Source organism: Caminicella sporogenes DSM 14501, assembly GCF_900142285.1.
Classification (GTDB): Bacteria; Bacillota; Clostridia; order Peptostreptococcales; family Caminicellaceae; genus Caminicella; species Caminicella sporogenes.
In genome coordinates, this window is the sequence record NZ_FRAJ01000007.1 from 88,023 (window position 1) to 111,313 (window position 23,291).

A 23,291-nucleotide genomic window follows, 5' to 3' on the forward strand; every position below is an offset into this window, starting at 1 on the left:
TATGAAGAAAGTTTTAATAAAAGAAATAAAGACAGAGCTTAATAGTTTTGATATATATTCTATCTTTAAAGATAAAAGTTATAGTTTTTTTCTTGATAGTGGTATGGATTATGAAAAGCTTGGACAGTATTCTTTTATTGGTTTTGACCCGTTTTTAGTTTTTAAAAGTAAAAGTGATGATATACAAATTATCAAAAAAGATAAGACAATTAATATAAAAGGTAATCCACTTGATAAACTTAAAGAGTTATTGGCTGAATATAAAATAGATTATAATACGGATTTACCTTTTGTAGGTGGTGCTGTAGGCTATTTTAGTTATGATTTATGTCATCATATAGAAAAATTTCCTAGGACAGCAGTAGATGATATTAAAATTCCAGATTGTTTTTTAGGTTTTTATGATGGGGTAGTAATCATTGACCATAAAAATAATAGAGTATACATTGCTTCTTTAGGAATTAAAGATGATGCAAATAAAGTTGTAGATGAAATATTTCAGAAAATTGAGAATGGAAAAGTAGTAGATTTTGAATTAAAATCTAGTAAAGAGAAAAAATTTATATCAAACTTTACAAGAGATGATTACATAAAAGCTGTAAATAAAATTAAAGATTATATAAGGGCTGGAGATATTTATCAAGCTAATTTTACTCAAAGATTTGAATGTGAGTTAGATATGACTCCTTATGAACTCTATGCAAAACTTAGAAATATCAATCCTGCTCCATTTGCAAGTTTTATTGATTTTGGAGAGGGATATATAGTGAGCAGTTCTCCTGAAAGATTTATAAAAATAAAGGATAGGATAATTGAAACAAGACCTATAAAAGGAACTAGACCGAGAGGAAAAACAACTGAGGAAGATAAAAGAAATAGAGAAGAACTTTTGTCAAGTGAGAAAGATAAAGCTGAACTGCTAATGATAGTAGACCTTGAAAGAAATGATTTGGGAAAAATATCGAAAACTGGAACTGTAAAGGTAACAGAACTTTTTCACTTAGAAGAATATGCTACAGTATATCATTTGGTTTCTACAATTATTGGAGAAATGAAGGAAGATAGTGATATTATAGATGTTTTAAAAGCTACTTTTCCCGGAGGTTCTATAACTGGAGCTCCTAAAATTCGTGCTATGGAAATAATAGATGAATTAGAACCAACTCAGAGGAATGTATATACAGGGTCAATAGGTTATATAGGTTTTAATGGAGATGCAGATTTGAATATAGTTATAAGAACTATAGTGTGTAAAGATAATAAAGCTTATTTTCAAGTAGGTGGAGGAATAGTATGGGATTCTGACCCAGAACTTGAATATGAAGAAAGTCTTCATAAAGCAAAAGCTTTAATGAGAGCATTAAATAGTTAAGGGAGTAAGTTTATGTATGTATTTTTTGATGGAAAAATTATTAATGATGAAAAAATTAATATTTCTTCAATGAGTGAGTCTATTTTATATGGATATGGTTTATTTGAAACGATAAAAGTGTGCAGAGGAAAAATGTATTTTTTTGATGAACATATAAATAGAATGAAGGCTGGATGTAAATTAATAGATTTAGATTTTATGCTGGATATTAAAAATATAAAAATGAGTTGTGAGGAAATTATAAAAGCTAACGAATTAAAGTTTGGAGCTATAAGAATATCGTATTTAAAGAATAATGAGAGCTATTATATTTTGATTACAGTAAGAAATAATATTTATACCGAGGATATCTATGATAAAGGATTTAAGCTATGTTTTTCAAATATTAAAAGAAATCCATATTCTCCGATAGTCAAAGTTAAGTCGAATAATTATATTGAAAATATATTAGCTAGAAAAAAGGCACATGATAGGGGATATAATGAAGCATTATTTTTAAATGTTTATGATAAAATTTGCGAAGGAACAGTTTCAAATATTTTTTTTATTAAGGATAAAGAGATATATACTCCTTCTTTAAAATGTGGTATTTTAGAGGGGATAGTAAGAGATAAAGTTATAGAAATAGTTCAAAATTTAAATATTAAAATTAATTTTGGTGAGTACGAAAAAGATATGTTATATGAGGCAGATGAAATCTTTTTAACTAATTCACTTATGGATATTATGCCTGTGTCAGAAATAGAAGGTAGAAAGATTAATTTGAAGAATAATAAAATTACGAGATTATTAATGAAAGAATTGCAAAATTTATATAGGTGAAAATGATGGAAGTAATTGATGTATTTAATAAAAAAGTTAAAGAAATAATTTTAAAAGAAAATGTTTATTGTGTACTGCTGATAGGTGCAGGAGCAAAAACGGAATTTGAAAATTTTTATTTGCTAAATGATATAGATTTATTTATTATAACAAAAGATAGAAATTGTTTTGAAAGAGAAGTTGTAGATATAGATGGAGTAAGTTTTGATATATCATATATGTCGCTGGATTTATTAAAAAAAAGTATATTAGAAAAGAATAGTTTAATAATAACTGCACTTAGCAATTATAAATGTATATACAATATTGGTACAAAAATCGATAAACTTTTAGATGAGATTAAAAGGATATATATATTAGGTCCTGAACCTATAAGGAGAGAAGAATTAGACTATATCAGATTTAAGCTTTTTAAAGATTATGAAGATATATTAACTAGGTTAGATGATGAAATAACTGCTTGTTTTTTAGTGAATAACTTATTTAAAAGTATTTTAATATCGTATTTTAAGTTGAATAGGATATGGATACCTAAAGATAAAAAAATTTTAAGAGAGATAGAAAAGTTAGATTTAGATTTATTTTCTGTCTGTAAAGAATTTTTACAAGAAAATAGTATAAATAAAAAAATAACTATATTACTGGAAATATTAGATTATGTATTAAAACCTTTTGGAGGATATTTAAAATATTGGAATAGAGGGAAATTTCTATTAAAATAAAGTATTTTAGAAAGGTGGATATTAAGTGGATAAAGAGAGAATAGAAAGAGCTGTAAGAGAGATACTTGAAGCAATAGGCGAAAATCCTGAAAGAGAAGGATTAAAAGATACACCTAAGAGAATAGCTAGAATGTATGAAGAAATTTTTTCAGGATTAAATGAGGATCCGGGAAAACACCTTGAAATATATTTTCAAGAAGAAAAACATGAAGAATTAGTATTGGTTAAGGACATACCATTTTATTCTATGTGTGAACACCATTTAGTGCCGTTTTTTGGGAAAGCTCACGTAGGATATTTGCCTAAAAATGGGAAATTAACAGGTTTAAGTAAATTGGCAAGGGTAGTAGAAACAGTTGCAAGAAGACCGCAATTGCAGGAGAGATTAACAGCTACTATAGCAGATATTTTAGTGGACAAGCTAGAACCTTATGGTGTAATTGTAGTTGTTGAAGCTGAACATATGTGTATGACTATGAGAGGAGTTAAAAAACCGGGTTCTAAAACTGTTACATCAGCAGTTAGAGGACTTTTCAATAAAGATGCAAAAGCTAGGGCAGAAGCTATGGCATTAATTAATTTTGGAAGATAGGGGAGGTAATTTTGTGAGAAATATAAATTACAGACTCCATAGGAAAATAAATTTAAAATGCGGTAAACATGAATTGAATTTAGGAAATAGAACTTACATCATGGGAATATTGAATGTTACTCCTGATTCTTTTTCAGATGGTGGAGAGTTTGTAGATGTAGAAAAGGCAGTTAATCATGCTAAAAAAATGGTAGAAGATGGTGCTGATATAATAGATATAGGTGGTGAATCGACTAGGCCGGGAGCTGTAGAAGTTGATGCTGATGAAGAATTGAGAAGGGTTTTACCTGTTGTAGAGAGATTAGTAAAAGAAGTAAATGTGCCTATTTCAGTGGATACTTATAAAGCTGTTGTTGCTGATAAAGTATTAAGGGCAGGTGCACATATTATCAATGATGTATGGGGGCTACAAAGGGATAAAAATATGGCTTTTGTAGTAGCAAAATATGGTGTGCCGGTAATTGTTATGCATAATAAAAATAATACAGAGTATGAAAAAGATATTATGGAAGAAATAAGTGAATTTTTAAAGACTTCAATAGATATTGCATTAAAAGCTGGAATAAAGAAAGAAAATATTATTTTAGACCCGGGTATAGGATTTGGCAAAACTCCTGAGCAAAATATGCTTGTTATGTCTAGATTGGGAGAATTAAATGATTTAGGTTATCCTATACTACTTGGAACATCTAGAAAATCTATGATTGGAAAAATACTTGATTTACCAGCAAAAGAAAGAGTAGAGGGAACTATAGCTACTACTGTTATGGGAATAATTCATGGGATAGATATTATAAGAGTTCATGATATAAAAGAAAATTTAAGAGCAGCAAAGGTTACAGATGCAATTGTTAGGGGTAGATAATATATGGATAAAATAATAATGAGAAATTTAGCATTTTATGGTTATCATGGTGTTTTAAAAGAGGAGAATATTCTTGGACAAAAATTTTTTATAGATATAGAAATATTTTGTGATTTAAAAAGAGCAGGAAAGACTGATGACGTAGCTGATACTGTAAATTATGCAGAAATATATGATAAAGTAAAAAATATAGTAACAAATAAAAAATTCAAGTTGATAGAAGCTTTAGCTGAAAATATTGCACAAAATATTTTATTGGAATATAAAAAGGTTCGAGAAGTTTCTGTTACTATAAAAAAACCTGAAGCACCTGTTAATGGGATTTATGATTACTTTGGAGTAGAGATAAGGAGAAAAAGGCATGGCTAGAGTATTTTTGAGTTTAGGAAGTAATTTGGGAAATAAGAAAGAAAACTTGGACAAAGCTATTGACCTTTTAAAAAAACATGATAATATTAATGTTATCAAAATATCATCTTATTATGAAACAGAGCCAGTAGGATATACTAATCAAGATTATTTTTTAAACATTGTAATAGAAATAGAAACTGCTCTTTTGCCTTACGACCTTTTTGAATATTGCAGTAAAATAGAGCAAATGCTAAAGAGAAAGAGAATTATAAGGTGGGGTCCGAGAACAATTGATATAGATATTTTACTTTATGATGATTTAATATCGAATGATGAAAAATTAACTATACCTCATCCAAGAATGACGGAAAGAGCATTTGTATTAGTGCCTCTTTATGAGATAGCTCCAGATATTAAAATAAGCGGACAACATATAAGTTTGATATTAAAAAGTTTAAAAAAAGAGGGAATAAGGAAGATAGAGTATGGAAGATAAGATAGTGTTGACTGGAGAAAAAATTATAGTAAAGGTTGGCAAATTGAATATAGGAGAGAATGATAGTCCTATTTTAATTGCAGGACCATGTGCTGTTGAATCAAGAGAGCAGGTTTTAGAGATTGCTTTAAGGCTTAAAGAAATTGGTGTTGATATTTTAAGAGGTGGAGTATTTAAGCCGAGAACTAGTCCTTATTCTTTTCAGGGACTTGGATTAAAGGGATTGGAATATTTAAGAGAAGCTGGAGAAAAGATAGGTGTTCCTATCATAACAGAGCTGATGGACGAAGAAAATTTAGAGGCAGTTGCAGAATATAGCGATATAATTCAAATTGGTTCAAGAAATATGTATAATTATCCTCTTCTTAAAAAAGTAGGACAGATAGATAAGCCTGTTTTATTAAAAAGGGGAATGAGTGCAACTATAAAAGAATGGGTATTAGCTGCTGAATACATAGCGTCTTGTGGGAATAAAAATATAATACTATGTGAAAGAGGTATAAGGACTTTTCAGAATTATACGAGGAATACGTTGGATTTGGCAGCAGTACCTATTATGCAAAGGGAAACAGGTCTACCTATTATAGTAGACCCGAGTCATGGTACTGGAATTAGAGAGTTAATACTTCCTATGTCAAGAGCAGCTGTAGCTTGTGGTGCTAATGGAGTAATGATAGAAGTACATAACAATCCAAAGAATGCTTTAAGTGATGGTTTTCAGTCATTAACGCCAGACCAATATAAAGAAGTCGTTGAGGCATTAAAGGAAATTACAAACTAGCTCCATTAAAATTTTGATAAGGCTAGTAGATAATAGGTTTTTCAAATTCAATCTGAACATAAAGTTTGTTATAAAAGATAAATTTAACATTAAATTTAATTTTAGAGATTTACTGTAAATTAATTAGTGATGAGCAAAAATCCAGTAGTGATGATATAAAAGTAGTATTCTAAATTTTTTGTTTGTAACTTGGAATATGGAATGTATAATAAAAAAGCGTTGAAGACCGTAGTAAGCAGGTGATTTTGTGAGTGATATAAAAATTCTTTTAGTAGATGATTCTAAGGAAATATTGCTGCTTTTAAAGGAAAATTTTGAAAGAGAAGGATATAAAGTCGATACTGCTTCTGATGGACAGATTGCAATTGATTTGTTTAATAAAAATAAATATCATTTAGTAATATTAGATATTTCAATGCCTAAAATAGATGGTATAGAAGTTTGCAGAAAAATAAGAACTGAAAGTAATATTCCAATTATTTTATTAACTGCAAAGAATGAAGAAATTGATAAAGTTATTGGACTTAAAATAGGAGCAGATGATTATGTAACGAAACCATTTGGAATGAAGGAATTACTTGCTAGAGTAGATGCTCAACTTAGAAGATATTTAATACTAAATGATAAACTTTACGAAAATAAAAATACAAAGATTTTAGTTTTCGGGGATTTAAAAATTGATTTTGCAAGGTATACCGTATACAAAGGAGATAAGGAGATTAATTTAACTGCAAAAGAATTTGAGCTTTTAAAATTTTTTGCTACAAATCCAAATCAAGTATTTACAAAAGAACAGATTTTTAAGGAAGTATGGCATGATGATTATTTAAAAGATGATAATACAGTTATGGTCCATATTAGAAGGTTAAGAAAGAAAATAGAGATAGATTCTAAAAACCCTCGTTATATTCAGACTGTATGGGGAGTAGGTTATAAATTTACAGGTAAATAAAAACCTCCTGCACATTTTGTATTGTGATGTGTAGGAGGTTTAATATTGTTTTTTGTTCTTTAATTATATAAAATTTCATAAAGTTTAATATTAAAAACATTTTGGAGGATACTTTATGAAGTATAATGGATTTTTTTTGTTTTTTATACTCCAAATAAAAAATAGATTTAAGAGTCATAATATAAGTGCTTTTAGTGCTCAAATTGCATATTTTTTCTTATTATCTTTTTTTCCGTTTTTAATATTTTTAATAGCTGTTTTGAGTTATTTTTCAGTATCATTTGATGGAGCAATAGATATTTTAGCTAAAGTTGTCCCAAATGAAGTTACTATTTTAATTAAAGATTATGTTAGGGCACTTATGCCTACAAGAAGTATAAATGTTTTGTCAGTATCATTTTTTGCAACTATATGGGCTGCTTCTAGAGGAGTTGATGCTTTTATTGTATCTTTAAATAATTCTTATGAAATAAAAGAGGGTAGGAATTTTTTGTTCAAAAAGCTTCTTGCAATGATTTATACAATTTTAGTTGCTTTATCAATTTGTTTGGCTTTAGTGATACCAAATATGGGGATGGATTTTCTTTTATGGGTATCTAAATATATAGAAATAACGTATTATTTTATAAAAGTTTGGTATTATATAAGATGGATTATAATTATTTCAATTTTGATTTTAGTGTTGGGTTCGCTTTACTATATAGCTCCGAATAAAAAAATGAAATTGATTGAAATAATACCGGGAACTTTGTTTGCAACATTTGGATGGATAATAATATCTATAGGTTTTTCATTTTTTGTAAATAATTTTAAGAATTTTACTATAGTATATGGGAGTTTAGCAGCTGTAATTGTACTTATGATATGGCTTTATTTAAGTGCAATAATATTGATGTTGGGTGGAGAAATAAATTCTATTTGTAGTTTATATAAAAAATACATAAATTAACAAATGAATAGATTAAACAGATTGTTTTTATTTAGTAATTGTTTTGTAACGATTTTATGTAAAATACTAGTTATAATTGAATATGACAAAAGGGTTTATTTGTAAAATGTTTATAGGAGGGTGGATAGTATGAAAAAGAAAATAATTGGTTTGATGATTATGGCTTCACTTGCAAGTGTATTTACTGCATGTGGATTGAATAATGATGCTAAAGATTTGATGAAACCGCCAGAATTGTCTATTAATCAAGAAGAAGTTAAAGATTTAGTGAAAGAAAAACTCGGTTCAAATGCAAAACTTATAAGTCCTAAAAGAGGCGAAAATAACAGTGCAATACAATTTGTAGATTTAGATAATGATAAAAAAGATGAGGTTTTAGTTTTATACAGATTAGAAAATGATAAATATCCTCTTAGAGGACTTATACTTACACAACAGGGTGATGACTGGAAAATAGATGAAGGAATAAAAGGAATAGGATATGATTTTGACAGTATATTATTTAAAGATATAACTGGAGATGGTAATTTAGAAATAGTAGTAAGCTGGGATATAGGAGAAGAAAGAATTAATAAGGGGTTAAGTGTTTATAAATATGAAAATGGAAATTCTGTAGAGATGTTTAATGATTCTTATGAAGCTTTTGCAGTTGATGATATAGATAATGACAAAAAGGCAGAAATTTTTCTAGTAAAATTAAACAAGGATGAGATTAAATCAAAAGGGAAGCTTTATAAATATGTAGATAAAAAAATTAAATTAGTAGATGAAGTTGATATGGATGGTGGAATAGGTGTACATTATTCAGTTAAAGTAGGTATGGCTAGTAAAGATAAAAAGGGTATATTTTTAGATGCGACAGTAGGTGCACATTCATCTATTACAGAGCTTATTGTCATGGAAAATGGAAAGTTGAAAAATGTTTTTTATAATGAAGAGACGGAATCTGTTGATGCTACGTTTAGGTCTTATGGTTCTGTAAGTGAGGATATAGATAATGATGGAATTATAGAGATTCCTTTATTGAGAGAGCCAGCAACTTATGAAAATGCATCAATGGCTGAGATACCATGGATTACTTCATGGTATAAATGGGATGGAAAAGATGGATTAAAGTTTAATGGCGAAGGGTATTTTAATATATTAGGAGGATATTATTTTAGTTTTCCTGAAAAATGGGATAAAAGAATTACTTTAAAGCATATTGAATCAGATGAAAATAAGAGTGGTAGAGATGAATTGATATTTAGTTATGTAGATAAAAATGGTGAAAAATGCAAATTATTTACTATAGAAGTATTTAATAAAAAAGATTGGGAAGGAAATTTAGAAAAAGATAAATATGTTGAGATTGACAGTGAAGCAGATAAAATTTATGCGGTATCTATTGAAAAAGATATAACTAATGAACAAGCAAGAAAAATGAATTTAAATATAGATGAAATCAAAGATAATTTTAGAATTTATAAATTCAAATTTTAATATAAATAAAAACTTGTCAAAAATATCTAGAGCTTTTGCTTTAGATATTTTTGGCATGTTAAAGGAGTAGAAAAATGAAGAAGGTATTAGTGTTAGAAGATAAAGCAGAAATAAGACAGTTTATAGTTATAAATCTTAAAAGAGCAGGTTTTAATGTACTTGAGGCTGAAACGGGAGAAGAGGCTTTAGAAATTTTAAAGAATGAAGATATTGATATTGCTGTGTTAGATGTAATGCTTCCGGGTATAGATGGTTTTGAAGTTTGTAAAAAAATTCGTGAAACAGATAAGACAATGGGGATTATAATGCTTACTGCTAAAACTCAGGAAATAGACAAAATAAATGGATTAGTATTAGGTGCAGATGATTATGTTGTAAAACCATTCAGTCCTAGTGAATTAGTTGCTAGGATAGATGCATTATACCGCAGAGTAGATATGGTTAAAAATGATAAAAAGGAAGAAATTATTTGCGGACCTTTTAGATTAAATTTTGCTCAGCGCAGATTATTTAAAAACGATATGCCTATAGAAGTTACTCAAACAGAATTTTCTATAATGAAATTGTTTTTAGAAAATCAGGATAAAGCTTTAAGTAGGGATTATATATTAGATGCAGTTTGGGGGGAAGACTACTTCGGAAATGCTAAAGTAGTAGATGTAAATATTAGAAGATTAAGACAGAAAATAGAAGATAATCCTTCTAAGCCTAAATTTATAGAAACAGTATGGGGATATGGATATAGGTGGAAAAAGGATGAGCATGTTGAAGGGAATTAAAAGGCGGTGGGTTATTAACTATATATTAATAATACTGTTAGTAATGATAGTATTAGAGGGACTATTTATGTTTTTTGTTAGAAAATATTATTATGATAGTGTTAAACAAGCTTTAATGAATAGAGCTGTCGTTGTTGCTGGTTTTTATAATAAATATTTAAATACTAGTATATTTAATTTTGAAAAAGATATAAAGAGAATAATTGAAGAATACACTTTTAATGATTATGCTGAAATTCAAGCAGTAGATTTGACTGGGAATATTATTCAAAATTCAAGCGGATTTGAACGTAAAGAAAAGGTAGCAACTAGTGATTTCTATAAGGCTTTAAAAGGATTTACAGGTTATTGGGTAGGTAGAGATATAAATACAGGTGAAAAAATAATGGCTGTTTCAGTACCATTATTAAATTCAAGAGGTAAAGTTGTAGGAGTATTAAGATATGTCACTTCTATTGAAAAAGCAGATTGCATTATTAGAAGATTGTTTTTGATTTCTTTACTGGTAATGATGATGGTTTTAATATTGATACTTGTTTTAAATATTATATTTACAAGGACAATAATAAATCCAATAAAAGAAATTACAAGGGCATCTAAAGACATAGCCAGAGGTAATTTGTCAGTGAAAATTGATAAATTATATAATGATGAAATAGGAGAATTAGCAGATACTATAAATTTTATGGCAAGTGAACTTTCAAAAGTACAAAAGATGAAAAATGAATTTATATCTTCTATTTCTCATGAATTAAGAACTCCTCTAACATCAATAAAAGGTTGGAGTGAAACTATATTAACGGGAGATTTAAATGATAAAGAAGAAGCTAAAGTAGGGCTGAAAATAATAATAAATGAAGCGGAAAGACTTACAAAAATGGTAGAGGAATTATTGGACTTTTCAAGACTTGAAAGTGGAAGAATATCTTTAAAATTTGAGATTTTAAATATAAAAAAGGTATTAGATGAAGTTATTTTAATATTTGAAGGTAGAGCAAAAAAGGAAGAAATTAAATTAGATTATGTTTATAGTAGCGAAAATATATTGATTAATGGAGATAAAAATAGATTAAAACAGGTATTTATTAATATACTTGATAATTCGATAAAGTTTACTAATAGAGGAAAAAAAATTTTTGTAAATATTTATGAAGATGGAAAAAAGGTTTATATTGATTTTAAAGATGAAGGTATTGGCATATCAGAAGAAGATATATGCAGGGTAAAAGAAAAATTTTACAAAGGAAATTCAAAAAAGTCGGGAAGTGGTTTAGGACTTGCTATAAGTAATGAGATTATAAAACTGCATGGAGGCAGTTTAGATATAGAAAGTGAATTAGGTAGCGGTACAGTAGTCAAAATAACATTACCTAAAAAATAAATTGTAAGACACCCCTAAAAAATTTTTAGGGGTGTGTATTTATGTTTAGTTTATATTTTTTAATATCCTAAATCTTTATTAACGATTATTACATGAATTCTATCAGGGTCAAGCTGTTTTTTTATAAGTACATATTCATTACAAATTCTATCTTTGCTACTACAGTCCATGCAGTATCCCGTTTTGGCACAAGGTGTATTTCTGTTTAATCTTTTAGCATTTGCAGGTGCTGCTAGATTTCTGTTTCTCAGAATAGCTTCTTCTAAATTTTTTACAATTTTATTTTTACCTACTACAATTATTACTTTATCAGGACCATAAAGCATAGCTGCAACACGATTACCTCTGCCATCAACATTATAGAGCTCTCCATTTTCAGTGATGGCATTACTGCTTGTCAAATATACATTTGCAAAAAAGCTTTTTCTGTATATTTCTTTGATTTGCTGTGGAGTAAGTCCTTTTTCATATCTATCTAAAAAGATGTATTTTCCATTTCTCAAAAGATTAAATACACCTATTTCAAAAAGGGTCATAGAACCTCCAACAGAAACAGTATCACCTTCATTTAAAATTTCTTCAATTTTTTTTAATGCATCAGCTTCATTTTCAACAAAATATCCTTTCATATTATTTTTTTCTAGATTTTCAATAGTTCTTTTAATTCTTTCTACTATTACAAAATTTACATTTTTATCCATAAAAAAGACCTCCCTAATTTTTAATGTATATTTGTTTTAAGTATAATTATTTTATTTTAAGGTGTCTAAATCTGTTTAAAGCAGCTATTATTTCATATTTTCTAGGAAGAGCAAGGTTTCCGGGATGACCAGAAAAAGAAGATAACTCTTCAAGACCTTTTTTGCTGATGATTTCGTAAATTTTATTAACTATTTCTGAAATAGTCATATTATCATTGACGATATTTTTAGCTATGTATTCAAAAATGACTGCTATACAGTTGGTTTGACTTTTATCTACAAGTTGTTCTAAATATTTTAAATCTATTAAAGTTTTATTGTATAGGATGGAGTAGAGCCCTTTTGTTTTAATTTTTATGCCCTTGTTATTTTTAGGAAAACTTAAGCGCAATAAAATTCTTTTAGATTGATAGTCAAATTTATCATTAGATTTAAGAGTAGTATCTTTTTTATATTCTTTTGATATTTCTTTGGCTTTATTTGTTACATCATAGGGAATATATTCATCCATCATTATTATATTATCAGCAACTGCAAAGAAATCACCAAAACTGCCTGCAACCATAATAGTTGATATTCCTAATTTTTCATATAAAAATCTTACTCTATCAATGAAAGGAGTAATAGGTTCTTTTTCTTTTGCGACTAGTTTTTGCATTTTTTCGTCTCTTATCATAAAGTTAGTAGCACAAGTATCTTCATCGATTAAAAGCAAATCAGTTCCTATTTCAATAGATTCCATTATATTTGCAGCTTGTGAAGTACTGCCACTAGCATTTTCAGTTGAAAATTTTTCTGTATTTTTTCCGTTTGGAAGATTGTTTATAAAAAGAGATATGTTTACTTTTTCAACTTTTCTACCGTCTTCAGCTCTTATTTTAACAGCATTTTCTCTTGTTATTATATATTCTCTGCCATCACCTGATATATGATTATAAACACCTCTTTCTAATGCTTTAAGTAGAGTTGATTTCCCATGATAACCTCCACCTACTATCAAAGTAATTCCTTCTGGAATTACCATACCTTTGATAGGACCTTTGTGTGGTAAGTTAAATTCTACTTCAAGACTTTTTGGACTTTTAAATGGAATAGCACCATTTTGTAAAGGTTTATCAGAGATACCACTTTCCCTAGGAAGTATTGAACCATTAGCAATAAATGCTATGTATCCTTTTTTCTTTAATTCATTTCTTAGATAATGCTGATCAACTGCAAGTTCAACTTGGTTTATCAGTTTTGATTTGTCAATATTTTCAAAATACAGAGTATTTTTTACTATTTTAGGAAGAGCATTGAAAAATATCGTGATAGCAGATTTACCTAAAATTTTCCTTCCAATTGCAGGAAGTCCTACTTCAAATCTTGCTTCTAGTTTATTGTTATCAATTATTATAGATGTTCTCTCAAGTATTTCTTGTCCCGGCATATCTATAGTTAATAATCCACTTTTTCCAGAGCCGTTTACTTTGTTGTAGTATTTATTTATATTTTTGGCGAAAAGTCTTGTTAGAAAATCACATACAGCTATATTTTTATGTTTTTCATTATATAAATTTACAGGAAATTTGGCTATATCTTGGGAAATTATAATTCTTGCTTTAGAGGGTGATGCAAATGGGTCGCCTTGAACAGAATCTATAGATAATATATAGTCACCGAAGTTATATTGTCCTTTTATGTCTTTATATGCTTTATAACCTTTTCCATCTATTTGATTTAATACAAACTGCAGGTCTTTTTGCGTTTTCAATTTACAACCTCCTTGAATTGATATGTTTTGCTTTGATTTGTAATATTATCTTTATTATACCCATTACTTGCGAAAAAGACAAAATGCTGTAAATTAAAAAAAGCCCGCTAATTGTATTATTACGGGCTCTTAAGTGATATTAATAGAAAAATCCAGGATGGCCGTAACCATGGAAGAATCTGCGTCTACGTCTTCTTCTGCGTCTTCTTCTGCCAAGTAATTCACCAAGTAATAATATTGTAATAATGTCTCTTATACCATGGTGTCTATCTCTAAAAAATTCATCAATCGATTCATCATTTTCATCTCTGTATCCATTTTTATAGTTTTTATAAACTTTTTCAACCATTTTTTCAATTTTTTCTTCATTTGGGAAGGGTTCCATCATTGGATTATTTGGAGAATCTTCCATTTCGCATACTCTTTTAATATGAGGCATTAATTCATGGTAAATTTTAGGATACATTCTATGTGCTTGTATTTCACAGTAGCGAATGTATTCATAATCATCATGGTAATACATATACATAAAGTTTCCCTCCAATATATGTTAGTAAAGGTTTAACAGTATATAATATGAGATATATGAAAAAAAGTTTCGCAATTTTATGTGAATTTTTGAAAAGATATACGAGGATTGATATAATATATTTGTTCGGTGTAAGTATAGGAGATGAAGAATTATGCATCTAATAAAAAAATATGGACGTTTTGTTTTGGCAATAGCATTATTAGGCGAAATATATTTTTCTTATTTTAGTATTCATTTAAGATTTTCAGCTGGTATAATAGCTTTAAGTGTTATTATACTTATATCTGATGAGATTTCAGAATTAAAATTATCTTTTTTGTCAGCTATAGCTGTTTTTGTGCTTAGAACGATTTTAGGTATATTGTTTTCAAGTTTTAAGATTAAGGAAATTATACTTTTAAATATGCCTTCTGCTATTTATTATTTAAGTTTTGGGTTTCTTGCTTTTATAACAAATGTAAAAAGGGAAAAAGACAATCTATTTAAAACTGTTATTATATTATCTCTAGTAGATTCTATAAGCAATGTTATAGAAATTACGATAAGAGGCAATATGTCTTCTAATATTATAAGACTTATTTTTCTCGTAGGTATTTTAAGGAGTTTAATAGCATACTATATATATTCTTTTTATAAAAAACAGGAGTTATTTATTTTAAATAGAGAACATCAAAAGAGATATAGTCAGTTAAATTCGTTAGTATCAAATATTCAGGCAGAGATGTTTTATCTTAAAAAATCTATGAAAGATATAGAAAATGTAATGGCAAAAAGTTATGATTTATATGAGAAATATAAAAGTGATAATAGACTTAATGAAAAATTATTGGATATTTCAAGAGAAGTACATGAAATAAAAAAAGATTATTATAGAGTTTTAAAAGGATTTGAAAATTTCATAAAGAAATTAGAAAAGGAAGATGAAATGAAACTTTCCGATATATTTAATATAATAAGAGAAAATACGGAAAGATTTTTAGCAGAAAATAATAAAAAAATAAAACTTACATTCAGATATGATGAAAATTTTAGTTTGAAAAATTATTGCAATTTATTTACTATACTTAATAATTTAATCATAAATAGTATAGATGCCTGTAGAGATGGAGATAAAATAAAAGTTATAGCTTTAAATAATGGTGATAATATAGTATTTAAAGTAATTGATACGGGAGAAGGTATTGAAGAAGATGTTATTCCTTATATATTTAATCCGGGTTTTACGACTAAATACGATGATAAAACAGGTGTTTCATCTACAGGTATAGGACTTTCTCATGTGAAAAATATTGTAGAAGATTTTAAAGGAAACATAGAAATAGAATCAATAGTAAATGAAGGAACTAAATTTAAAATAACTATACCGAAAAATTCTTTAATAGGGTGATAAGAATGACTAATACTTTTTTAATAATAGATGACGATATAAATATGAGAAAAATGCTTGAGGTGTTAATTAGAAAGAACAATTTGGGGAAAATTGTGGCTCAGCTTGATAGTGGAGAGTATGCAGTAGAAGAAATACTTTTTTATAATCCAGATATAGTGCTTATAGATCTTTTGCTTCCTATAAAAGATGGAATTGAAATAATAAACATGGTGAGAAAAGAAGGATATGAAGGAAAATTTATAATGATTTCTCAAGTTGAAGATGAAGAAATGGTATCCAAGGCTTATGAAAGTGGTATTATATTTTTTATAACTAAGCCTTTGAATATGATAGAAGCAGTAAATGTTATTAAAGGAGTATGTAGAAATATAGAATTAGAAAAATCTTTTGCACTTATAAAAAATGCAGTTTTTAATGTGGATAGTCAAAGTAAGGACAGCAAGTCTTCAAAACTCAGTTTGGATGAGCAGATAACAGCTATTTTTGCAGATATAGGTATTGTTGGCGGTACAGGTGGGGATGCACTCAGAAAGGTAATACATAAAATAATAAACTTTAAAAAACATAATTCATCGTCTATATATCAGTTGCAGGAAATATATGATGAAATTGCAAAAGAAGAAAATCAAAATGGATATAAGAAAGTCAATAGGAGGGCAATAGAGCAAAGAGTACGAAGAACTATACAGAAATCACTTCAAACTATTGCTGAAATAGGCTGTGATGATTACTATAATGGAAAATTCACTGAATATAGTACATTGCTATTTGATTTTAGTCAGGTAAAACAAGAAATGAGATTTGTAGATGGAGATACTAATGAACGTGGAAAGATAAATATAAAAAAATTTATAGAAGGGATAATATCTAAATTGGACATATAAAAATTTGCAAAACAACTTTCGTTTTTTATTAATGGACTGCAAAATATGAAAGATTTATTTCATATGAAATTAATTATTAGAAAAATCAAAATTAATTTGTAACATGATGTAGGATTTTAAAACAAATAGTTGGACCTCTGTATAATTATTTTAGAACATAAATAATTATATGGGGGTGCGTTAAATGGTTTTTAAATTAAACATGGTGCAAACGTTATCACTAGCTGTAATAGTTTTATTTTTAGGGCAGGGTCTTAAAAAGAGAATAAGCTTACTAGAAAAATTTTGTATACCTGCTCCTGTTATTGGAGGACTTGTATTTGCTATAATGACTTTAATTTTTAGACAAACAGGTATTTTGACATTTGAAATGGATACTACTCTTCAAAAATTATTTATGACGGCTTTTTTCACTACAGTTGGTTTTACTGCAAGTTTTAAGTTGTTAAAAAAAGGTGGAATTCAAGTTTTTATATTTTTAGGATTAGCAATAGTTCTTGTTACTTTGCAAAATGTTGTAGGGGTAGGACTGGCAAAATTATTTAAACTAAATCCACTTATAGGACTATGTACGGGTTCAGTTCCTATGACAGGAGGACATGGAACTTCAGGGGCTTTTGCTCCACTATTTGAAAAGGCAGGAGCTACAGCGGCTACTACTGTTGCGATGGCAGCAGCTACATTTGGATTGATAATGGGAAGTATGATAGGAGGTCCTATAGGAAAACGTTTAATAGAAAAGCATAATCTTTTAGAAAAGAAAGATAAAGGTTTAGCTATGGAAGAAGTAGCAGTAACTATGAGTGTGCAGGCAAAAGAATTAATTCCTAACAATTTTATGATTGCAGCATCTCAAATAATCTTAGCAATGGGATTTGGTACAATACTTTCATATTTTCTACAAAAGACAGGATTAACATTTCCGCCATATATAGGTGCTATGTTTGCAGCTGCAATTATTAGAAATATTTCTGATTTGACTAATTTTTATAGAGTATGTTTAGAAGAAATAGAGATTATAGGTAATATTTCATTATCATTATTTTTATCAATGGCATTAATGGGATTAAAGTTATGGCAGTTAGCTGATTTAGCAGTACCACTTGTTGTGATGCTATTAGCTCAAGCAGTGCTTATGGGATTATTTGCTTACTTTATAACATTTAATATTATGGGTAGAGATTATGAGGCTGCCGTTATGGCTTGTGGTCATTGTGGATTTGGTATGGGAGCTACTCCAAATGCAATGGCAAATATGAGTGCACTATCAGAAAAATATGGTCCAGCACCAAGAGCATTTTTTATACTGCCACTTATAGGAAGTTTATTTATAGATTTCTTTAATGCAGGAATAATAACATTTTTCATGAATTTGTTCAAATAATGAATTTACAAATGTTTTTTAAAACTTAAAATAGAAAGTTTATCTAGTCAAATAGCAAAGTTTCTATGAAATTTTTTGAAGAAACTTTGCTATTTTTTTACTAATGTGAGGAATAATACTTTAAATAGAGGAAATTAAAAAAATAGATAGAAATAATATACTATAACTACTTCGCAAGGAGGAGCAAAAATGTATAACTCTATTACTATAGAACTACATAAAAAAATAATTAATTCAATTTCAGATTTTAATTTCTTAGAGAAGATTTCAATTCCTTTAAAAATTATAAGGAGTTTTATAAATAGTCCTTCTTTTATTGATAAATTAGATATTATTGTAGAAGAAAAAGATTATACATGCAGGGCAGCATTAGAATTATGTACTGAAATGATAGATGAATTAGTATATGAAGAAAAGCCTAAAGATTTACTTAAATATTTTTATCAGTTTGCTCTGAGTTTATCTTTTCCTGATGCAGTGAGCATTAAATTAAATGAAAATTTAAATGATATTTCCTACATATATCTTCAAGTTTTAAGGGTGTTGTGTGAATATCAAAGGTTATATGATGATAAAAGCTGGGAGAGTAAATATCCTTTGATATTATTAAGTGAGGAAGAAGAAAAGACATTAGAAAGTAAGGATGAATATATAAAGTTTAAAAATGCATTTTATGATGAGTATATATATGAAATGATGAAGCTCAATCAAGAAGTTTTAGGATATAGTTCTCTTGAGCATATATGCGGAGTACATTATTTAGCTCTTTATATAGGGCGTCAATTAAAAAAATTAGGTTTACCTATAGATTTAGGAAGAATTTCAGGTGCTGCAGCAGGTCATGATATAGGAAAATTTGGCTGTAAGGGAAAAGAGTTAAAAAGGGTACCTTATCTTCATTATTATTATACAGGTTTGTGGTTTGATAAACATGATATAGTTAATATTCGAAACATAGCTGTAAATCATTCAACTTGGGATTTAGAGCTTGAGAATTTATCTCTTGAATCATTAGTTCTCATATATTGCGATTTTAGAGTTAAGAAAAAGATTTTTAGTGATGGCAAAGGACGTATGCACATTTATAGTTTAAGAGAGTCTTTTGATGTAATATTAAATAAATTGGATAATGTAGATAAGGCAAAAGAAATGAGGTATCAGAGAGTTTATTCAAAACTTAAAGATTTTGAAGATTATATGATTGATTTGGGAATAAATGTAGAAATTGAAAAAGATAAGGATTTTACATTAGATGAAAATAAGCAAAAGAAGTTTTATTCATTAATGCAGGGAGATGAATTGATACAAAATTTAAAATACATTGCAATAAATCACAATATAAATCTTATGTACAAATTTAGGGATGAAGATTCATTAGGTTCTATACTTGAAATTGCCAGAAGTGAGAGAAATCCAAATAATCTGAGAGAATATCTAAATATATTTGAAGAATATTCAACATATCTTACTCAAAAGCAAAAGCTGATTACTATTAAATTTTTATATGATAAGCTTATACATCCTGAAGAAGATATTAGAAAACAGTGTGCAGAATTAATAGGAGGGCTTATTGCACTATTTGATGAAGTATATAGAAAAGAAGTTCCAGCTGATGTGATATTGGAAAAACCAGAAGTAACTAGTTGTGAGCTCCTTGATAAGTATATCATGCTGTTTATTAAACCAAGTCAAAATATTATTCCACTTCATAGGATGTGGATAGGAAATAATTTGAGTACGCTAATTTGTTCATTGTTTAAAAATGCAAGAGAACATCAGATTGAAGATTATATAAAAATACTATTAAAGTATTATGATATAGAAACTTATTTTGAAAAAGATATTAAATTACATCTTTTAAATTCAATTAATTATATTCCCGTATTAAAATGTGATGAAGAAGCTAAAGAAGTTTTGTCTAGCTATATAAAAGTTAATTTGGATGAAGAAAATGTTGACATTAGACTTACAGCATTAGAATTAGTAAAAAAATTAATTCCAAAACTTGATGAAAATTCAAAATTTCTTATGTATATTAGAGAAAAATATTCTACTAATGTTTATTGTTCAGATATTTTGGTTGAAAACTTCTTAAAATATAAAATTGCAAGGGCGTTAAAGTTAGATGATGAAATTGTAAATCAATATAGAAACTTTTTCATAGAAGATAAAACAAAATTGCAGAATATTTATTTGAGCAATCTTAAAACAGCTACTGACTGGGTTATAAAGAAAATTCAGATGGACCTTTTAGTAGAGCATACTCTTATGAATAAGGATTCGACAGTTATTCATACGGCAATGCATTTTTGCAACTTGTTGAAGGTGAGTGCAAGTGAAAGTGTAAGAAATCATGGTGGAGCTGGATTAATAAAGATTATGTCATGCTTATCATATGGACAAAGAAATGATATAGCTATAGAATTGTTGCGTTCTCTTGAAATAGAAGGACATCAGTTTACAAAGTATATTCCAAACTATTTAGGACAAATAATACTTTATTTACAGCCTGTTGAATTAGATGAGTTAATTGACGATTTAATTAGAAAAATAAAATGTTCAAGTCCTCATGTTATATCATTGATACTTCAAACAGTGGGAATAGCTATTGTTAACTATCATCAGTATAAAGAAAGATTTGAAGAAAATGAAGATGTTTCAAAGAGAAGACTTGTGAAACTACTTAGTATATTACTAAATGGTCTTGTAAATTATAATTTGCAAGTTAAACAGATGGCATTTACTGTAATTGGAAAGGGAATTTTTGGTTCAGAAAATATAGATTTAGAAAGAAAAAAAGAAATATTTCAGCTAACTGCTAAAAAGATACTTACTTTAATTGGAGATATATCAGGAAATGAAAGAATGTTCTTTACTAATGCTGCAGGATTAAATCATATATACAGATTTATTGCAGATTATAAATTTTATAAAGGAGATTTAAATATTGAAATTCCAAATAAGATAGCATTTTTCCCCGGTTCTTTTGACCCATTTTCTTTAAGTCATAAAGAAATTGCAAAAAGTATAAGAGATATGGGATTTGAAGTGTATTTATCTATTGATGAATTTTCGTGGTCAAAGAGAACTCAACCAAATTTAATAAGAAGAAGTATTGTAGAAATGTCTATAGCTGATGAATTAGGTATTTATTTATTTCCAAAAGATATACAGATAAATATAGCAAATCCAAATGATTTATATATGCTTAAAAAGAAATATTTAGGAAACAATGTTCATATAGTTGTAGGAAGTGATGTGCTTTTAAATGCTACAGCATATTTAAAGAGTAAAAATGAAAATTCTATACATACAGTTTCACATATTATTATTGAAAGGAAAAGTTTACATCAATTTGAAGAAGATGATAAAAAGCTTTCTGAAATTATTGATAAAATAGAAGGAAATGTTATAAGGCTGTCATTACCGTCAAAGCTTGAAGATATAAGTTCGACTCAAATAAGAGATTATATAGATCAGAATAGAGATATTTCAAGACTTGTTGACCCACTTGTACAAAAATATATATACGATAATGGATTATATAGAAAAGAACCACAATTTAAGAGAATACTTAAAACTAAGTCTATAACTATTGAAGTAGAAGATACTTTAAATTCTAGTGCAATAAGAGAACTTGCAGCTTTTATACCAGTAGATTATAGGCTTGCATATGAAAAGCTAAAGGAAATTTCAGAAAAATTAAATCCGAGAGTATTAATAATGAGAGATTTAAAGAGAAATGGAGAGATAATGGGATTTTCGATATTCCATTGGATGAGAGCAAGTATGATAATGAAGGAGTTTAAAGACAGCGCTATTTCAGAATATATTCGAAATAATTATGTTGGAAGAACAATAGTTATAGATGGGATTTTTATAGATAGAGATTTGGAGTTTGATAATCTTGAAGAGATGATTCTTACAGAGACATTAGCATTTTGTCTTAAAAAGGATTATACATATGGAATATTTAAAAATATGATAAAAGAATATAAATCAGAAAGTTTGTATGAAATTCTCAAATTGTATGGATTTGAAGAAGTTCCAAATAGTTTGAAGGAAGAGCCTGTTTTTGTAGTTGATATGACTGCTCCATGTACACTTAGTTTTGACGTTGAGACGATTATTAAAGGCATATTTAATGAAAATCCAAATGTATTAAAGGCTATTAAAAGGACAAGGAAGAGACTTCAACAGTCAATTGTAAATCTTTATCCGGGAAATTTGGTGTTGTCCTTTGATAGATATATGTTGTATGAAAATATGGTTAAAAAGATATGTGATGAAAATGGCGTATCAACACTGCCAAAGGAGTCTAAAGTTTTGGGAGAAGCTATGTGTGTACCTTTTGGTGCTTTATTAAATGGATGTATTATACCAAATACGGTAACTAAGTCACTACATACCGAAAAATTTTTTGAACCTGATGCAAAACATTATACAATTGAAGCATATCCGAATTATCTTAGCCTTGAAAATCAAGTTAAAATGCTTCGTTCATTTGGAAGACCTATAATACTTGTTGATGACCTTTTACATAAGGGTTATAGGATAAAGGCTTTAGACCCACTTCTTAAAAAAGAGAAAATAGATGTTAAAAAGATAATAGTTGGTATACTTTCAGGAAGAGGAAAAGAATTGATGGATTTACAGGAAAGAGATGTAGATAGTGTATATTTTATACCAAAATTAAAGGTATGGTTTAATGAAAGTTTTATGTATCCATTTATTAATGGAGATACGCTTTGGAGAGGAGTTTATCCTCAAAGAAATCTTGTACCATCTATTAACCTTATACTTCCATATACTTCGCCACATTTTATAAAAGGTACTTCAAATGAAGCAATATACAACTTATCTAAAGTTTGTATTGAAAATTCTATAGACATACTTACAACATTAGAAGAAGAATATCAAAAAACATATGAAAGAAAGCTCACATTAGCACATTTAGGAGATGTATATATTTCTCCAAAATATCCAGACCATGGTGCAAATATGAATTACGATTTAAATATAAATCCTTCACATTATTTAAAAAATGATTTAGAAAAATTAATGCGTCTTGAACATATAATATGCGGTAGATAAGATAAGCTA

20 protein-coding genes are annotated in these 23,291 nt (G+C 27.9%); 17 read left to right on the forward strand and 3 right to left on the reverse strand.

What is annotated here, in order from left to right:
• Position 1: 1 nt before the first annotated feature.
• The 13 genes from pabB (at position 2) to BUA90_RS05285 (ending at position 11,544) form a co-directional block, all read left to right on the forward strand.
• Positions 2 to 1,372 (forward strand): aminodeoxychorismate synthase component I, encoded by a 1,371-nt coding sequence (gene pabB / locus BUA90_RS05225; protein WP_072966354.1) that lies wholly within the window; start codon positions 2 to 4, stop codon positions 1,370 to 1,372.
• Positions 1,373 to 1,384: 12 nt separating this feature from the next.
• Positions 1,385 to 2,194: an aminotransferase class IV gene (locus tag BUA90_RS05230; protein ID WP_094756745.1), complete on the forward strand. Its 810-nt coding sequence runs from the start codon at positions 1,385 to 1,387 to the stop codon at positions 2,192 to 2,194.
• 5 nt (positions 2,195 to 2,199) lie between these two features.
• Positions 2,200 to 2,916, forward strand: coding sequence for a hypothetical protein (locus tag BUA90_RS05235; RefSeq protein WP_072966356.1), 717 nt, complete (start codon positions 2,200 to 2,202; stop codon positions 2,914 to 2,916).
• 25 nt (positions 2,917 to 2,941) lie between these two features.
• Complete coding sequence (gene folE / locus BUA90_RS05240; protein WP_072966357.1) at positions 2,942 to 3,508, forward strand: GTP cyclohydrolase I FolE; 567 nt, start codon at positions 2,942 to 2,944, stop codon at positions 3,506 to 3,508.
• A 100-nt stretch (positions 3,509 to 3,608) separates the two neighbouring features.
• Positions 3,609 to 4,373, forward strand: a complete 765-nt coding sequence (gene folP, locus BUA90_RS05245) for a dihydropteroate synthase (RefSeq protein WP_072966459.1) — start codon at positions 3,609 to 3,611, stop codon at positions 4,371 to 4,373.
• A 3-nt stretch (positions 4,374 to 4,376) separates the two neighbouring features.
• Positions 4,377 to 4,742: a dihydroneopterin aldolase gene (gene folB / locus BUA90_RS05250; protein WP_072966359.1), complete on the forward strand. Its 366-nt coding sequence runs from the start codon at positions 4,377 to 4,379 to the stop codon at positions 4,740 to 4,742.
• Positions 4,735 to 5,220, forward strand: a complete 486-nt coding sequence (gene folK / locus BUA90_RS05255; protein WP_072966361.1) for a 2-amino-4-hydroxy-6-hydroxymethyldihydropteridine diphosphokinase — start codon at positions 4,735 to 4,737, stop codon at positions 5,218 to 5,220. The genes folB and folK overlap by 8 nt, the downstream gene beginning before the upstream one ends.
• Positions 5,210 to 6,001 carry a 3-deoxy-7-phosphoheptulonate synthase gene (aroF, locus tag BUA90_RS05260; RefSeq protein ID WP_072966363.1) on the forward strand — a complete coding sequence of 264 codons (792 nt, stop codon included), beginning with the start codon at positions 5,210 to 5,212 and terminating at the stop codon, positions 5,999 to 6,001. Before folK ends, aroF begins: the two co-directional genes overlap by 11 nt.
• Positions 6,002 to 6,248: 247 nt before the next feature.
• A complete protein-coding gene (locus tag BUA90_RS05265) occupies positions 6,249 to 6,953 on the forward strand; it encodes a response regulator transcription factor (protein WP_072966365.1) in 705 nt (234 codons plus the stop codon).
• A 115-nt stretch (positions 6,954 to 7,068) separates the two neighbouring features.
• Complete coding sequence (locus BUA90_RS05270) at positions 7,069 to 7,902, forward strand: YihY/virulence factor BrkB family protein (RefSeq protein ID WP_072966366.1); 834 nt, start codon at positions 7,069 to 7,071, stop codon at positions 7,900 to 7,902.
• 129 nt (positions 7,903 to 8,031) lie between these two features.
• Positions 8,032 to 9,384, forward strand: coding sequence for a VCBS repeat-containing protein (locus BUA90_RS05275; RefSeq protein ID WP_072966368.1), 1,353 nt, complete (start codon positions 8,032 to 8,034; stop codon positions 9,382 to 9,384).
• A 74-nt stretch (positions 9,385 to 9,458) separates the two neighbouring features.
• Complete coding sequence (locus BUA90_RS05280) at positions 9,459 to 10,163, forward strand: response regulator transcription factor (protein WP_072966370.1); 705 nt, start codon at positions 9,459 to 9,461, stop codon at positions 10,161 to 10,163.
• Positions 10,141 to 11,544 (forward strand): sensor histidine kinase, encoded by a 1,404-nt coding sequence (locus tag BUA90_RS05285; RefSeq protein WP_200793490.1) that lies wholly within the window; start codon positions 10,141 to 10,143, stop codon positions 11,542 to 11,544. Before BUA90_RS05280 ends, BUA90_RS05285 begins: the two co-directional genes overlap by 23 nt.
• Before the next feature lie 59 nt (positions 11,545 to 11,603).
• Here the strand turns inward: BUA90_RS05285 and BUA90_RS05290 are convergent, their stop codons facing one another.
• From BUA90_RS05290 to BUA90_RS05300, 3 genes are all read right to left on the reverse strand, one after another.
• Complete coding sequence (locus BUA90_RS05290) at positions 11,604 to 12,245, reverse strand: lactate utilization protein (RefSeq protein ID WP_072966371.1); 642 nt, start codon at positions 12,243 to 12,245, stop codon at positions 11,604 to 11,606.
• A 46-nt stretch (positions 12,246 to 12,291) separates the two neighbouring features.
• Positions 12,292 to 13,998 (reverse strand): ABC-ATPase domain-containing protein, encoded by a 1,707-nt coding sequence (locus BUA90_RS05295; protein ID WP_072966373.1) that lies wholly within the window; start codon positions 13,996 to 13,998, stop codon positions 12,292 to 12,294.
• Positions 13,999 to 14,137: 139 nt separating this feature from the next.
• A complete protein-coding gene (locus tag BUA90_RS05300) occupies positions 14,138 to 14,527 on the reverse strand; it encodes a hypothetical protein (protein ID WP_072966375.1) in 390 nt (129 codons plus the stop codon).
• 154 nt (positions 14,528 to 14,681) lie between these two features.
• Here BUA90_RS05300 and BUA90_RS05305 point away from each other — a divergent pair, with 154 nt between their 5' ends.
• The 4 genes from BUA90_RS05305 (at position 14,682) to BUA90_RS05320 (ending at position 23,282) form a co-directional block, all read left to right on the forward strand.
• Complete coding sequence (locus BUA90_RS05305) at positions 14,682 to 15,917, forward strand: sensor histidine kinase (protein WP_072966377.1); 1,236 nt, start codon at positions 14,682 to 14,684, stop codon at positions 15,915 to 15,917.
• Between the two features lie 5 nt (positions 15,918 to 15,922).
• The gene (locus BUA90_RS05310) at positions 15,923 to 16,804 is read left to right on the forward strand and encodes a response regulator (protein ID WP_072966378.1); all 882 of its coding nucleotides are present in this window, start codon (positions 15,923 to 15,925) and stop codon (positions 16,802 to 16,804) included.
• Between the two features lie 184 nt (positions 16,805 to 16,988).
• Positions 16,989 to 18,188: a sodium/glutamate symporter gene (gene gltS / locus BUA90_RS05315; protein ID WP_072966380.1), complete on the forward strand. Its 1,200-nt coding sequence runs from the start codon at positions 16,989 to 16,991 to the stop codon at positions 18,186 to 18,188.
• 189 nt (positions 18,189 to 18,377) lie between these two features.
• Entirely contained in the window at positions 18,378 to 23,282 is a 4,905-nt protein-coding gene (locus BUA90_RS05320) for a nicotinate-nicotinamide nucleotide adenylyltransferase (protein ID WP_072966382.1), read from the forward strand.
• The last annotated feature ends 9 nt before the right edge of the window (positions 23,283 to 23,291 follow it).